Here is a 13535-nt window from a genome sequence, read left to right as displayed (position 1 = left end):
CCAGGTGCACATGCAAAAAAGGGAGCAGATGCTCCCTTTTTTGATGTGTGGTCCCGCAAAGGCTCAGTTCGCAGCCTGCATGCTGGCAAGCAACTGCTGCGCCGCCGCTTCCGGGTCCTCGGCATTGACCAGTGCCCGCACCACGGCCACCGAGCCCACGCCCGTGGCGCGCACGGCCGGGAACTGGTCGGCCGAGATGCCGCCGATGGCCACCAGCGCATAGCGCTGCATCAGGCGCACATAGGCGCCCAGGCGCGCCAGGCCCTGCGGAGCCGTGGCCATTTTCTTGAGCGTGGTGGGAAAGACGGCGCCCAGCGCGATGTAGCTGGGCTGCACGGCATGGGCGCGCACCATTTCGGCGTAGCCATGCGTGCTCACGCCCAGGCGCAGGCCCGAGGCGTGGATGGCCTGCAGGTCGGCGCCGGCCAGCGCGTCCAGGTCCTCCTGGCCCACATGCACGCCATAGGCGCCGGCATCGATGGCCTCGCGCCAGTGGTCGTTGATGAAGAGCAGGGCGCCCGTGCCTTCCACGGCGGCCACGGCGGCGCGCACTTCGCGCGCGATGGCGTCGCGGTCCTCGGACTTGAAGCGCAGCTGCACGGTGGGCACACCGGCGCGGGCCATGCGGCCCACCCATTGCGCGTCGGGCAGCACGCCGTACAGGCCCAGGGACCTTGGGCACTCCGGGAAGGCCAGTGCGGGATCGGCGCCCTCCAGGCCGAAGTCGCGCGGATCGTCGGGCCATAGCGTGGCCTCGAAGCGGCCCCTGCGCAGCGTCTGCGCTTGCCAGGCGCAGGCCAGCGTCTCGGCGTCGATGGCGATGAAGCCCAGCGCGCTGCAGGCCTGCAGCGCCGCAAGATAGGCCGGCTCCTGGCGCTTTGCCTGCGGCACGGGCTGCGAGGGCAGGGCGGAGCCTTCAGGGGCGAAGGTGGCGCCGTGCAGGCGCACGATGGCATCTGCCCAGGATTGGATGGAGTCGTTGCTCATGGCCGGTCTCCTCAGCCGTGGTGCCAGAACGGCGTGCCCAGCACGGGCGTGCTGGGCTGGGCGGCAGATTGCTCGGCCATGGCGCCGGCGCGGTGGGCGGCGTGGCCGGCATTCACGGCATCGGCAAATGCGCCGGCCATGGCGACGGGATCTTCGGACAAGGCCACGGCCGTGTTCAGCAGCACGGCGTCATAGCCCCATTCCATGACCTGGCAGGCGTGCGAGGGGCGGCCCAGGCCCGCATCCACGATCAGCGGCACCTTCAGGCGCTCGCGCAGTGTCTGCATGGCATAGGGGTTGACGGGGCCGCGGCCCGTGCCGATGGGCGCTGCCCAGGGCATGACGGCCTGGCAGCCCACATCCACCAGGCGCTGGCACAGCACCAGGTCCTCGGTGGTGTAGGGCAGGACCTGGAAGCCGTCCTTGATGAGGATGGAGGCGGCCTCGACCAGGTTCAGCGTGTCGGGTTGCAGGGTGTAGTCGTCGCCGATCAGCTCCAGCTTGATCCAGGGGGTCTCGAAGACTTCGCGTGCCATCTGGGCCGTGGTCACGGCTTCCTGCACGGTCATGCAGCCGGCCGTGTTGGGCAGCACGGGCACGGCCAGCTTCTTGAGCAATTCCCAGAAGCTGGCACCGGTCTCGGCGGCATTGCTGCCCTGGCGGCGCAGCGAGGCCGTGACCATGGCGGGGCGGGCACGCTGCACGGCAGCTTCCAGCACGGCGGGCGAGGGGTAGCGGGAGGTGCCCAGCAGCAGGCGGCTGTCAAAGCGCTGGCCGTACAGGACCAGGCTGTCGTCGGAGGAAGGGGCGGAAGTCGTCATGGCGTGAGGCAATGGGAGAGTCGGATGGGGCATCAGCCGCCGGTCACCGGCGAGATCACTTCGAGGCGGTCGCCGTCGTTCAGCGCCTGTTCGGCATAGCGGGCCTTGGGCACGAAGACGGTGTTGATGGCCACGGCAAAGGGCGGGCGCGGCGCAAGCTGGGCCAGCGCGTCGGCCACGGTGGCTCCGTCGCTCAGTTCGGTCGCTTGCTGGTTGATGGTGATGTTCATGGCGGCTGAGGGGAAACGAAAGGCGGGTACGGGGGCTTGTTCGATCTTAGGCAGGGCCGGTCTTGTCGGCCCTGCATGCATGTCCGGTCTGTTGTGCGTGAAAGTGCCGTGCGTGCCGTTCAGGCGGCTGCCTTGTGCTGCGATGGCGCATGCTCGACGGCAACATCGAAGCGGCGGGCCAGTTCGGAATCACCGCTGTCGAGCAGCTCCAGCACCACGTCCAGCATGGCCGGCGCGATCATGAAGCCATGGCGGTACAGGCCGTTGACCTCCATCACGCGCGGCGCGCTCCAGCGCACGGCCGGCAGATTGTCGGGCAGGGTGGGGCGGCACTGGGTGGCGATCTCGACGATGCGGCCCTCGGCAAAACCCGGATGCACGGTGTAGGCGGCACTCAGCAGCTCCAGCGTGGAGCGCACGCTGGCCGGCGACATGTCGTCGGACTCGATCTCGGTAGCGCCGATGACGAAGAGGTGGTCCTCCTTGGGCGCAATGTAGATCGGGTAGCGCGGATGGATCAGGCGCGTGGGCCGCTGCAGCGTGACCTCGGGCGCGTGGATGCGCACCACCTCGCCGCGCACGCCGCGCAGCGCGGGCCACTGGCCGCGTGCGCCCAGGCCCCGGCAGTCCAGCACCCAGTCGGGCTGGCCCGGCGTGCCGGGACGGAAGTCGGCCAGCTCGCGCGGCTGGTTCCAGTGCTGCTCCACGCCCAGGCGGGTCAGCGTGGCGTGGAGCGCGGCCAGCAGCTGGCGGTTGTCGAGCTGGCCTTCGCCCTGCAGGTACATGGCCTGGGCAAATCGCCGCTCAAGCGCGGGCTCGCAGTCGTGCAGGGCCTGGTCGGCCAGCGGCTGCAGCGCGGGAAGGCTGGGGTTGATGCGGCGGTTTTTCTCCAGCAGGCCGAAAAAGCGCTGGGCATCGCCCGCGTCCTGGCGGTGCCAGAGGATGAGGGTGCCGTTTTGCTGGAAGAACACGGGCGCATCGAGCTGGGCCAGCAGTTCGGGCCAGCGCGTCAGGCCGTGCTGGCCCATGCGCACCACGCCGGGCTCGGTGATGGCCGATTCGGCCAGGGGCGCGAGCATGGCGGCGGCCACGCGGGCCGCTGCGCCATCGCCTTCGAGGCCGTGGGCGTCGTACACGGCGATGCCGTGGCCGCGACGGGCCAGTGCCAATGCCAGCAGCCGGCCCATGAGGCCGCCGCCCAGAATGGCGATGCGGGAAGAAGCTTGTAGAACGGACATGTGCATCTGGTGGTCAAGTGCGCCCATGCCCGTGGGACTGCCGGCCGGCTGTCCGCGCACAGGGCATGTGCTGGACAAAACGCGGCGTACCACCCCGATTGATTGAAACTCCCCACGCCAGCATGACCTGGATCGGGTGCAGGGGCGCTGCGCGGCAAGGTGCCTGTGGTGCAGGCTTGTGCGGCAGGGGGCTGGTCGCCCCGGGGCCCCAGGGTGTTTCTCAGTCACGCATCGGCGAGGCGGGCCAGGCCCTGTATCACCGACGGGACACCCCTGTTTCGTCCGTCAGCAGGCATTACAGCACATCCCGCAGCTGCCGGTATTGACCATGCGCATGGGTGATAATTTTCGCCCATGACTGCCGACCACTCCCCTTCGACCGCCGCATCCCCCGAACCGGCTCCCGCCGCGCGCAAGCGCTATGCACGCGTGCTCATCATCGCGGGCTCCGACAGCGGCGGCGGCGCCGGCATACAGGCCGACCTCAAGACCTGCAGCGCCCTGGGCTGCTACGGCATGACGGCCATCACGGCCATCACCGTGCAGAACACGCTGGGCGTCAGCGGCATCCACGGCATTCCCGTGGACATACTGCGCGGTCAGATCGATGCGGTGGTCGAGGACATCGGCGCCGACGCCGTCAAGATCGGCATGCTGGCCACGCCCGAGGTGGTGCAGGTGGTGGCCGATGCCATCCGCCGCCACCAGCTGCGCAACGTGGTGCTCGACCCCGTGATGGTGGCCACCAGCGGCGACCGGCTGATCGCGCCGGAAACCGCCTCCGTGCTGGTGCGCGAACTGTTCCCCCTGGCCACCGTGGTCACGCCCAATCTGGACGAGGCGGCGCTGCTGCTGGGCCACTCCATTGATGGCATAGACGCACTGGACGGCGCCGTGCAGGAACTCCTGGCGCTGGGCGCGCCGGCCGCATTGCTCAAGGGCGGGCATCTGTCCGGCGATCTGGTGGTAGACCTGCTGGGCCATGGCAACGGCCAGCGGCTGCGCCTGCAGTCGCAGCGCATTGCCACGCACAACGGGCACGGCACGGGCTGCACGCTGTCTTCGGCGATTGCCTCGCACCTGGCGCTGGGCCTGCCGCTGGAGACGGCCGTGGCCCAGGCGCGCGAGTACATCCTGGGCGCGATTGCGGCCGGTGCCGATGTGTTCACGGGCGCCGGCCACGGTCCGCTGAACCACGGCTATGCGCCGCGCGCGCAGGTCGTGGTCAACGGCTGAACGTTCGACGCAGCGCCTGGTTCACCAGCCCCAGGTCAGGCTGCGCGCCACCCAGCCCTTTTGGCCGTTGTCGCGCTGGACATGGGCCCAGGAGCCCTGCTTCTTGAGCGTGCGCACCACCTCCAGCTCAGCCAGCTTGCCCACCACGCGGTGTTTCTGGCCCGGGCCTGCGCGCAGATTGGCGGTGCGCCCGGTCACCACCATGTGCGGGGTCTTGCCGGTCAGCGGCGCATGCACCCAGCCCAGCGTGCTCTCGTTGTCCCTGACGCGCAGCCACTGGCCCTTGCGCTGCACCACCTGCAGCGGATAGCCCTTGCCCAGTTCCCACAGCGTGGCCGAGCGCGTGGTGGGCTGCTGCCGCACATTGACGCTGGCGCCCTTGACGCTGACGAACTCGCGCGCATGGGCGGCGGCCGGGGCCAGGGTGGTGGTGAGGACGGCGAGGGCGGTGGCGGCTGTGGCCAGCCAGCGGGCGGCACGGCTTTTGTTGCAAGACACGGGAACAGGTCTCCTTTCGTTTGAGAAAGGCTGGCGCGCGGAGACTTTCCGGCGCGAGCCCGGGGAAAGCGCGTGGGATCAGGCGATGTAGCTATAGTTCCTGAATGAAACTGACGTGCGACGCCCCGGCTTCATGCGCAACCGGGCAAGCTTGCCTTACGCTTGCCGCACAACCGTGTTTTCCAGGAGGGCTTGTATGCACCATGCTGTTTCCCGATCCGGCGCCCATGTCCGGCACGCTGCAATCCTGACGGCCTGTCTTGCCGCGGGACTGGCGGATGCGCAGGGACCAGAGACGCAGGCGCAGGAGGCGCAGGCTGTGGCCACAGCCGCCGAGGGCCGCAATGCGGCCAGGGCGCAGGAGGGTGCGGTGAATCGCCCGGAATTCGGTCCCGCGCTGCTGGCGGCCGCCCAGGCCGGCGAAGCGCTGCAGGTACGCGACTGGCTCAAGCGCGGCGCACCTGTCGATGTGCGTGACCGGCAGGGCAATACGCCGCTGCTGCTGGCCGTGCGCGGCAACCATGTGGAAGTCGCGCGCTCGCTGCTGGTCCATGGGGCCAACCCCAATCTCAAGAATGACCTGCAGGACAGTGCCTATCTGCTGGCCGGTGCCCTGGGCCGCCTGGAGATACTGCGCATGACGCTGTCGTACGGCGCCGATCTGCAAAGCACCAACCGCTACGGCGGCACGGCGCTGATCCCGGCCTGCGAGCGCGGCCATGTCGATACCGTGCAGGCCCTGCTGGCCGCCGGTGTACGGGCCGACCATGTGAACCGGCTGGGCTGGACCTGCCTGCTCGAAGCCGTTTTGCTGGGCGACGGAGGCCCGCGCTACCAGGACATCGTCCGCCAGCTGATCGCGGCCAGGGCCGATCTCAATCTGCCCGACAAGGATGGCGTGACCGCCGTCGTCCACGCCCGCCAGCGCAGCCAGCATGAGGTGGAGCGCCTGTTGCAGGAGGCTGGAGCGCGCTGATCGGCGCAAGTGAAAACGCCTGAAACCAGGGGTGATGCGCCAGTTTCAGACGGGTCTGATTGCTTTGGAAAGGCTGCGTTGCAAATGATTCCCATTTTCAACGTGGATCTTTGCCATGCGCACAGCACATTTGCTATCTCGACCCTTCGTCTCCGGCCCCCAGTCGTGCCTTTTTTCGGTGTTCGCTGCGGCGCTGGTCACGCCCGCTTATGCGCAGGACGCCACTGCCGATGAGCGTCAGGTGCAGTTGGCGCCCTTGACCGTCTCCGGGCAGCGCTCCACCGGCTCGCGCACCGAGGCATCCGACTCGGTCAAGTACGCCAAGCCGCTGCTGGATGTGCCGCAGACCATCACCGTGGTGCCCGGGCAGGTGCTGCAGGAGCAAAACGCCCTGAGCCTGCAGCAGGCGCTGTCCAATGTATCCGGCATCACCTTCAATGCGGGCGAGGGCGGTGCAGGCTCGGGCGACAGCATCAACATCCGCGGCTTCAGCGCCAATGCCAACCTGCAGATCGACGGGCTGCGCGACAGCGGGCAGAAGAGCCGAAGCGATCTCTTCAACACGCAATCCGTCGAGGTCATCAAGGGACCCAACTCGGTCTTCGGCGGCGCGGGCACCTCGGGCGGCAGCATCAACATGATCAGCAAGCAGCCCAAGGCCCATGACTTCACCGAGGCCGACGCAGGCCTGGGCACGGCCAGCTACCGGCGCGTCACGCTCGACGCCAACAGGGTGCTGGCTGGCGGCAAGGCTGCCATGCGCCTGAACCTCATGGGCCATGACAGCAACGTGGCGGGGCGCAATGCCATCTTCAAGCGGCGCTGGGGCGTGGCGCCCTCGCTGGCCCTGGGGCTGAATTCGCCCACGCGCCTGACCCTCGGCTTCTTCCATCAGAGCGATGACAATCTTCCCGACTATGGCGTGCCGGCCTTTCGCGGCAAGATGCTCGAAGGCGTCTCGCGCAATGCCTATTTCGGCTGGCGCAACCTTGACCGCGAAAAGATCGGCCAGGATGCCCTGACCGCGAAGATCGAGCATGACTTCGCCTCGGGCGCCAAGCTGCAGAACCTCTCGCGCTACTCGCGGCTGAGCCGCGATACCGTGATCTCGGCCTCGCATGTCGATCTCCGGGGTATGCAGCCTGGCTACTACCGGCCCGCAGGGCCCCAGGCCTATGGCCGCGATGCGGCCACCACCCTGTGGATCAACCAGACCAACCTGACCCAGCGCTTCGACACAGGCGTGCTGGGGCATACGCTGGTCACGGGCTTCGAGATCGCACGCGAGACCTATGACCGCACCACCTCTTCCTACAACATCAACCGGCAGTTCCCGGCCGGCGGCTATCCGCTGGCCCGCCCGCCCGGATACTGGACGGGCACCACGGACTTGCAAAACAGCGGAAGGAACGAGACCAGCCTGGACACCCGCGCGCTGTATGCCACCGACTCCATTGCGCTGGGTCCGCGCTGGGATCTGAACCTGGGCCTGCGCTATGACTGGATCGACGGGCGCTCCAACGCCACAACGGCCGCTGGCGTGCGCACCTCGGTGGACAGTTCCGACGGCCGGCTCAGCGGCCGCACCGCCCTGAGCTTCAAGCCCGCCGACAACGGCCGCATCTACCTGGCCTATGGCACGGCTTTCAACCCCTCCGCGGAATTCCTGGTCTCCAATGGTTTCGGCCTGGATGCGGCCACGGCCTCGCTGGCGCCCGAGAAGAACACCAGCCTGGAGCTGGGAACCAAGTGGGATGTGCGAGACCGCCAGCTGGCGCTGACAGCCGCGCTGTTCCAGGTGGACAAGACCAATGCCCGAGAGCAGATGGCCGATGGCAGCTATCTGCTGGCCGGTGAGCAGCGCGTGCGGGGGCTGGAACTCGGGGCTGCAGGCAAGGTGACTCCGCAATGGGACCTCTTCGCCAACTACACCTTCATGGCCAGCAAGACCCTCAAGTCATTGAACGAGCCTGCGCGTGTGGGCCAGGCGCTGGGCAATACGCCGCGCCATTCGCTGAACCTGTGGACTACCTATGCGCTGCCGCAGGGCTGGACGGTGGGCTATGGTGCGCGCTTCGTGGGCACGCGCAATGTCACCTCGGCCGGCGACGGCAAGCTGTCCGCTTACTGGGTGCACAGCGCCATGGTCGGCTATGAACTCAACCGCCAATGGACGCTCCGGCTCAATCTCGACAACATCGGCAACAAGGCCTATGTGGCCGGCGTGCGCCAGCGCCTGGGCGAGCAGTCGCGTTCTTCGGCCGTGGAGTACGGAGAGGGTCGCACGGTCAGATTGACCGCGCTCTACCAGTTCTGAGAAGCACGATGGCCTGGTCTCCGGTGCCGTGGGCGCCGGGACGCCGGGACAGGATGAATCAGGCTTGAATCGGGCTGCCCCCAGGGGCAGCTCTTTTCTTTGGCGGCCACCTTGCCTGGGGCAAAAAAAGAGCCCGCACAAGGCGGGCTGGTGATGGTCAGGCCGACGGCAAAAACCGCCGACACGCAAGCATCTTACTGGATCTTGGCCTTTTCGCGCAGCGATTCCTGGAATTGCGCCAGCTTTTGCTGTTGCAGCTGCTGCACGATCTGGGGCTTGACTTCCTCGAACTTGGGCAGTTCGGCCTGGCGCACGTCGTCCTGGCGGATGATGTGGTAGCCGAACTGGCTCTTGACCGGCTCCTGGGTCATGCCGCCCTTTTCGAGCTTGATCAGGGCTTCGGAGAACTCGGGCACGTAGTTGCCGGGGTTGGCCCAGTCGAGGTCACCGCCACGGGCACCGGATCCGGGGTCCTTGGACTCCTTCTTGGCGATGTCTTCGAACTTCTTGCCGGCCTTGATCTCGGCAATGATGGCCTTGGCGCGGTCTTCCGACTCGACCAGGATGTGGCTGGCCTTGTATTCCTTGCCGCTGTTGGCAGCGACGGCCTTGTCGTACTCGGCCTTGGCTTCGGCGTCGGTCACGGGGTTCTTCTTCTGGAAGTCTTCGAACAGCGAGCGGATCAGGATGGTCTGGCGGGCCAGTTCCAACTGCTGCTTGTAGGCTTCGCTGTTGGCCAGGCCGCGCTTGTTGGCTTCCTGCATGAAGATCTCGCGGGCGATGACTTCTTCCTTGATCTGCCCTTCCATCTCGGGCGTGACGGGGCGGCCGCTTTGCTCGATCTGCTGCTTGAGCACTTCGGCGCGTGCCTTGGGCACAGCCTTGCCGTTGACGACGGCGATGTTCTGGGCCGAGGCGGACAGGGCTGCGGTGCTCAGCACGGCGGCAGTCACCAGGCTGGTCAGAAGCTGTTTTTTCATGCGAATTCCAGAGATGAAGGAAAAATTGATTCTATAGCGTGGATACGCAACAGGCTCCGAATCTTCGGAGCCTGTAAAAGTTCAAAGAACCTCGATGGCGATGGCGTGAGCGCCCTGGTCAATGAATTCTTGCAGCGCATCATACACAAGGCGGTGGCGTGCCACGCGCGGCTTGCCTTGAAACAAAGGTGACGCAATGCGCACGCGGAAATGCGTGCCGAAGCCGGTGCCGTTGGCTCCCACATGGCCGGCGTGCTGGTGGCTTTCGTCGATCACTTCCAGGTGATCGGGGGCGAGGCGCTCGCGCAGCACGGCCTGCATGGCTTCGGCGGTGATGGGCAGTGGATGGGCGGGTGCGCTCATGGCTGCTTGTCCTGTTGCACGCCGGACGGGGGCAGGGCGTCGGGCGTGGCGGCGGCTGCCTCGCCCTTGTCTTCCTGCATGAAGCGGCTCATGTAGATGGCCTGTCCGATCACGAAGACCAGCATCAGCCCCATGCCGCCGAACAGCTTGAAGTTGACCCAGGTGTCGGTGTCGAAGCGGTAGGCGATGACCAGGTTGAGCGCGCCCATCACCGCGAAGAAGGCTGCCCAGCTCCAGTTCATGGTGCGCCAGGCGTTGTCCGGCAGTTGCAGTTGCGCGCCCATGACGGAGCGCAGCAGGTTCTTGCGAAATACCAGCTGGCCAATCACCAGGGCGCCGCCCATGAGCCAGTACAGCACCGTGGGCTTCCACTTGATGAAGGTGTCGTTGTGGGCGAGCAAGGTGGCGCCGCCGAACAGCACGATCACGCCCAGGCTGACCCATTGCATGGGCTCGACCTTGCCATGGCGCACGCGCAGGTAGGCGATCTGCGCGATGGTGGCGACGATGGCCACGGCCGTGGCCGTGTAGATGCCCCAGACCTTGAAGGCGACGAAGAACAGGATGATGGGGAAAAAGTCGATCAGTAACTTCATTGGAAGATTTCGATGGGCTTGGAGTCAGGCATGGTGCCTGAGCGCTTGGCAGGCGCATTGTGGCGCAGCCGGCGCGGCCCGGCATCGGTGCAGGGCCGCGCCGGCTGGGGTTTTTGCGGGCCTGGGGCCTAGGCCTTGGGTGGCTCGAATTCCAGCGACGCGGAATTCATGCAGTAGCGCAGCCCTGTGTCGGAGGGACCATCGGGGAACACATGGCCGAGGTGGGCGCCGCACTGGCTGCAGACAGTCTCGGTGCGCACCATGCCATGGCTGCGGTCCACGATTTCGGTGATGGCGCCTGGGATGGCGCGGTCGAAGCTGGGCCAGCCGCAGCCGGCGTCGAACTTGGTATCGGAGTCGAACAGCTTGGCACCGCAGCAGATGCAGTGGTAGCTGCCATCGGCCCAGAACTGCTCATAGCGGCCTGTGAAGGGGCGCTCGGTGGCCGCGTGGCGCGTCACCTGGAAGGCGGCGGGCTCGGCGCCCTTGGCCTGCAGCTCGGCCTGCCATTCCTGCTCGGTCTTGTGGATGGGAAAGCTCATGATGAACAGCTGATCTCGATGGAGGAAGCCCAGTCGGGCGGGAAGCCTGCCCATTCGGCATGCTCGGCGTGGGGTGCGAACGGGGTCTGCAGCACGGCCAGCAGCTGGCGCACCGCGGTGAAGTCGCCCGCCTTGGCTGCGCGGATGGTGATTTCTCCCAGGTGGTTGCGCAGCACGAAGCGCGGATTCGATTCTTGCATCAGCGCGGCCGCTGCCGTGCCATCCACGGTCGCAAGCTGCCGTACGTAGCCTGCCGCCCAGGCGTCGAAGGCGGGCCGGTCCAGCACCAGGTCGCGCACGGGCGCCAGGTCGGGCTCGGTGCCGCCGGCTGTGGCCACGGCATCGGTCAGGCGGCTGAAGAAGATGGTGTAGTCCACGGCGTTGTCGGCCATGAGCTGCAGCAGCGGGTTCACCAGGGCGGCAAAGCGCGCCTCGGCAGGCGGCGTGCCGGGAGCATCTTCGGGCAGGCCCAGCTTGCGCAGCATGAGAGAGCCATAGGCCTGCGGAAACACCTGCTTGTACGACTCCAGCGCCGCAATGGTCAGCTCCTCTTCGCCGATCAGCGGCAGCAGGGCCTGGCCCAGGCAGTACAGGTTCCAGTACGCGACCTGGGGCTGGCGGTTGAAGGCGTAGCGGCCCTGGGTGTCGCTGTGGTTGCAGATATGGCCGGGGTCGAAGGCGTCGAGGAACTGGAAGGGACCGTAGTCGATGGTCAGTCCCAGGATGCTCATGTTGTCCGTGTTCATCACGCCATGGCAAAAGCCCACGGCCTGCCAGTGCGCCAGCAGCCGCGCCGTGCGCTCGCTCACGGCCTGCAGGAAGTTGGCGTAGGCGTTGCCGGCCAGTGCCTCGGCCGTGCGGCATTCGGGGTAGTAGCGGTCGATCACGTAGTCGGCCAGCTGGCGCAGCGGCGCCATCTGGTCGCGCGCCGCAAAGTGCTCGAAGTGGCCAAAGCGTATGAAGCTGGGCGCCACGCGCGCCACCACGGCGGCGGTCTCGATCTCTTCGCGGCGAATGGGGGCGGGCGATCCGGTCACGCTCAGCGCGCGCGTGGTGGGAATGCCCAGGGCGTGCATGGCCTCGCTGCACAGGAACTCGCGGATGGAAGAGCGCAGCACGGCGCGCCCGTCGCCCATGCGCGAGTAGGGCGTGCGGCCCGCGCCCTTGAGCTGAATCTCGTGGCCCGAGGCAGTTTCGCCCAGCAAGATGGCACGGCCGTCGCCAAGCTGGCCGGCCCAGACACCGAACTGGTGGCCGCTGTAGACGCTGGCCAGCGGATGGCTGCCGGGCAGCACGGCATTGCCGGTGAGCGCCTGCAGGGCCTCATCGGAGGCCAGCCACTGCGGGTCCAGGCCCAGCAGCTTGGCAGTGCCGGTGCTGGTGGCGATCCAGTGCGGCTCGGGTAGCGGCGTGGGGCGCAGATGGGTGAAGAAGTCGGGGCCCAGGGCGGCAAAGCCATCCTGCCAGGAGATGGGAAGGCGCGGGGAGGTCGCCGGAGCCCGGCCTTCGGCGGCAGCGTGCAGGTTCATGCGGGAATTGTCCCCCAGCGCCTATGCCCCGTGGGACGCAAGGTTCATGCGCGCATTCACCGCATGCATTCACGCACGCAGTTGCTGCCGGTACTGGCCCGGCGGCATGCCGAACCATCGGCGGCAGGCGCGAAAGAGGTTGCTCTGGTCCACGAAGCCCAGCAGGTCGGCCACCTCGGCCAGGCTGTGGCGCGGCTCGCCCAGGTACTGCCGGGCCAGCTCGCGGCGGGTGTCATCCAGCAATTGCTGGTAGCTGGTGCTCTCGGCCTGCAGGCGGCGCTGCAAGGTACGGTCGGTCAGGCCCAGCACTGCGGCCACTTCCTCGCGGCGCGGCTCGCCCTGGGGCAGCAGGCGCGCAATCTCATGGCGCACGCGGGCGCCCACGCCGGCCTGGCCCAGCTGGTCCAGCTCGGACTCGACCAGTTTTTCGTGCAGGGCCAGCAGTTCGGGGTTGTGCGTCGGGATGGGCGCGAGCAGGTCGTCTTGCGACAGCAGGAAGCGGTTGGCGCGCTCGCCAAAGCGCGGCAGCAGGCCGAAGGCCTGTCGGTAGCGGGCCTCGTGCAGAGGCGAGGGCGCCTGGGCCATGAATTCCACGGCCAGCGGCTGGACTTCGCGCCGCGTCAGCCAGCTGCACAGCACCAGCAGCGTGAGCACGGCGAACTCCACGCGCTGGCGCGGCACGGCGCGCGTGGCGCCGATGTGGTGTATGGACAGCCAGTGGCCGCGCGCATCGCGCTCCAGCGTGAAGGCGGTGGCGTCCGAGATCACGGCCATGTGGCGCTCCAGGTCACGAAAGCCCGCCAGCAGGTGCGGGCTCGAAGCCAGCGAGTAGCCCACCAGGTCGATGTTGCCGTGGCGCGCGGCCAGCTGCCGGTCCAGGCCCAGCGTGGGATTGGCCGACTGCGCCACTGCCAGCTCCCACAGCCGGCTCACGCGGTCCACATCGATGCGGGTCTGCGAATGCTGCAGTGCGGCAAGGTCGATGTTGGCCTCCTCACTCAGCCTTTCCACGGCCAGCCCCTCGGCGGCCATCATGTCCAGGATGCCCCGCACCCATGCGGCGGAGCTGCTGCGCTGCGTTGTCATGGCCGGGTTTTCCTGGGCCGTCCGGGGCGCCTTTTGCGTTCTGAAGTCACTTTTTTGGCTTGGTTGCGATAGCGGCGTGCGGGCGCGCTGTTCCTAGAATTTTTGCAGCGCGGCGAACGACTGCGCAGTGTGGCCC

Annotated in this window: 14 protein-coding genes; 3 read left to right on the top strand and 11 right to left on the bottom strand. The window is 67.4% G+C overall.

The genetic code is table 11. The annotated features are described in order from the left end of the window. Positions 1-63 precede the first annotated feature (63 nt). From thiE to G4D77_RS02445, 4 genes are all read right to left on the bottom strand, one after another. The gene (gene thiE / locus G4D77_RS02460) at positions 64-987 is read right to left on the bottom strand and encodes a thiamine phosphate synthase (protein ID WP_154834519.1); all 924 of its coding nucleotides are present in this window, start codon (positions 985-987) and stop codon (positions 64-66) included. An 11-nt stretch (positions 988-998) separates the two neighbouring features. Beyond that, on the bottom strand, positions 999-1808 hold the full coding sequence (locus G4D77_RS02455) for a thiazole synthase (RefSeq protein WP_016452920.1): 810 nt from the start codon (positions 1806-1808) through the stop codon (positions 999-1001). A 32-nt stretch (positions 1809-1840) separates the two neighbouring features. Next, positions 1841-2038, bottom strand: a complete 198-nt coding sequence (gene thiS / locus G4D77_RS02450; RefSeq protein WP_012205130.1) for a sulfur carrier protein ThiS — start codon at positions 2036-2038, stop codon at positions 1841-1843. A gap of 119 nt (positions 2039-2157) precedes the next feature. Beyond that, the gene (locus G4D77_RS02445) at positions 2158-3225 is read right to left on the bottom strand and encodes an FAD-dependent oxidoreductase (RefSeq protein WP_250134275.1); all 1068 of its coding nucleotides are present in this window, start codon (positions 3223-3225) and stop codon (positions 2158-2160) included. A gap of 405 nt (positions 3226-3630) precedes the next feature. Here G4D77_RS02445 and thiD point away from each other — a divergent pair, with 405 nt between their 5' ends. Further along, entirely contained in the window at positions 3631-4512 is an 882-nt protein-coding gene (gene thiD, locus G4D77_RS02440; RefSeq protein ID WP_126312205.1) for a bifunctional hydroxymethylpyrimidine kinase/phosphomethylpyrimidine kinase, read from the top strand. Positions 4513-4533: 21 nt separating this feature from the next. Here thiD and G4D77_RS02435 read toward each other — a convergent pair whose 3' ends face one another. Beyond that, the gene (locus tag G4D77_RS02435) at positions 4534-5010 is read right to left on the bottom strand and encodes an SH3 domain-containing protein (RefSeq protein WP_154834517.1); all 477 of its coding nucleotides are present in this window, start codon (positions 5008-5010) and stop codon (positions 4534-4536) included. A gap of 196 nt (positions 5011-5206) precedes the next feature. Between G4D77_RS02435 and G4D77_RS02430 the strand changes: the two genes are divergently transcribed. Both G4D77_RS02430 and G4D77_RS02425 read left to right on the top strand, forming a co-directional pair. After that, positions 5207-5986 carry an ankyrin repeat domain-containing protein gene (locus G4D77_RS02430; RefSeq protein WP_154834516.1) on the top strand — a complete coding sequence of 260 codons (780 nt, stop codon included), beginning with the start codon at positions 5207-5209 and terminating at the stop codon, positions 5984-5986. A gap of 115 nt (positions 5987-6101) precedes the next feature. Then, positions 6102-8303, top strand: coding sequence for a TonB-dependent receptor (locus tag G4D77_RS02425; RefSeq protein WP_213757890.1), 2202 nt, complete (start codon positions 6102-6104; stop codon positions 8301-8303). Between the two features lie 194 nt (positions 8304-8497). On the opposite strand, the gene G4D77_RS02420 is transcribed toward G4D77_RS02425, so the two are convergent. From G4D77_RS02420 to G4D77_RS02395, 6 genes are all read right to left on the bottom strand, one after another. Further along, positions 8498-9283 (bottom strand): foldase protein PrsA, encoded by a 786-nt coding sequence (locus G4D77_RS02420; RefSeq protein WP_154834514.1) that lies wholly within the window; start codon positions 9281-9283, stop codon positions 8498-8500. Between the two features lie 81 nt (positions 9284-9364). Beyond that, positions 9365-9646 (bottom strand): BolA family protein, encoded by a 282-nt coding sequence (locus G4D77_RS02415; protein ID WP_013802780.1) that lies wholly within the window; start codon positions 9644-9646, stop codon positions 9365-9367. Further along, on the bottom strand, positions 9643-10242 hold the full coding sequence (locus G4D77_RS02410) for a septation protein A (RefSeq protein WP_017406454.1): 600 nt from the start codon (positions 10240-10242) through the stop codon (positions 9643-9645). The genes G4D77_RS02415 and G4D77_RS02410 overlap by 4 nt, the downstream gene beginning before the upstream one ends. A 128-nt stretch (positions 10243-10370) precedes the next feature. Beyond that, on the bottom strand, positions 10371-10784 hold the full coding sequence (msrB, locus tag G4D77_RS02405; protein WP_016446744.1) for a peptide-methionine (R)-S-oxide reductase MsrB: 414 nt from the start codon (positions 10782-10784) through the stop codon (positions 10371-10373). Continuing rightward, entirely contained in the window at positions 10781-12313 is a 1533-nt protein-coding gene (locus G4D77_RS02400) for a protein adenylyltransferase SelO (protein ID WP_154834513.1), read from the bottom strand. The genes msrB and G4D77_RS02400 overlap by 4 nt, the downstream gene beginning before the upstream one ends. A gap of 69 nt (positions 12314-12382) precedes the next feature. Continuing rightward, positions 12383-13399, bottom strand: a complete 1017-nt coding sequence (locus tag G4D77_RS02395; protein ID WP_047327614.1) for an AraC family transcriptional regulator — start codon at positions 13397-13399, stop codon at positions 12383-12385. Between the last annotated feature and the right edge of the window lie 136 nt (positions 13400-13535).

Source organism: Delftia sp. WY8, from assembly GCF_018437695.1.
Lineage (GTDB): Bacteria > Pseudomonadota > Gammaproteobacteria > Burkholderiales > Burkholderiaceae_C > Comamonas > Comamonas tsuruhatensis.
This window is presented reverse-complemented; position numbering and strand designations above follow the sequence as displayed.

Bases quoted from the DNA above. Each gene is read 5' to 3' on its own strand.
- thiE (WP_154834519.1), bottom strand. From the start codon at position 987: ATGAGCAACGACTCCATCCAATCCTGGGCAGATGCCATCGTGCGCCTG.
- G4D77_RS02455 (WP_016452920.1), bottom strand. From the start codon at position 1,808: ATGACGACTTCCGCCCCTTCCTCCGACGACAGCCTGGTCCTGTACGGC.
- thiS (WP_012205130.1), bottom strand. From the start codon at position 2,038: ATGAACATCACCATCAACCAGCAAGCGACCGAACTGAGCGACGGAGCC.
- G4D77_RS02445 (WP_250134275.1), bottom strand. From the start codon at position 3,225: ATGGGCCGGCTGCTGGCATTGGCACTGGCCCGTCGCGGCCACGGCATC.
- thiD (WP_126312205.1), top strand. From the start codon at position 3,631: ATGACTGCCGACCACTCCCCTTCGACCGCCGCATCCCCCGAACCGGCT.
- G4D77_RS02430 (WP_154834516.1), top strand. From the start codon at position 5,207: ATGCACCATGCTGTTTCCCGATCCGGCGCCCATGTCCGGCACGCTGCA.
- G4D77_RS02425 (WP_213757890.1), top strand. From the start codon at position 6,102: ATGCGCACAGCACATTTGCTATCTCGACCCTTCGTCTCCGGCCCCCAG.
- G4D77_RS02420 (WP_154834514.1), bottom strand. From the start codon at position 9,283: ATGAAAAAACAGCTTCTGACCAGCCTGGTGACTGCCGCCGTGCTGAGC.
- G4D77_RS02415 (WP_013802780.1), bottom strand. From the start codon at position 9,646: ATGAGCGCACCCGCCCATCCACTGCCCATCACCGCCGAAGCCATGCAG.
- G4D77_RS02410 (WP_017406454.1), bottom strand. From the start codon at position 10,242: ATGAAGTTACTGATCGACTTTTTCCCCATCATCCTGTTCTTCGTCGCC.
- msrB (WP_016446744.1), bottom strand. From the start codon at position 10,784: ATGAGCTTTCCCATCCACAAGACCGAGCAGGAATGGCAGGCCGAGCTG.
- G4D77_RS02400 (WP_154834513.1), bottom strand. From the start codon at position 12,313: ATGAACCTGCACGCTGCCGCCGAAGGCCGGGCTCCGGCGACCTCCCCG.
- G4D77_RS02395 (WP_047327614.1), bottom strand. From the start codon at position 13,399: ATGACAACGCAGCGCAGCAGCTCCGCCGCATGGGTGCGGGGCATCCTG.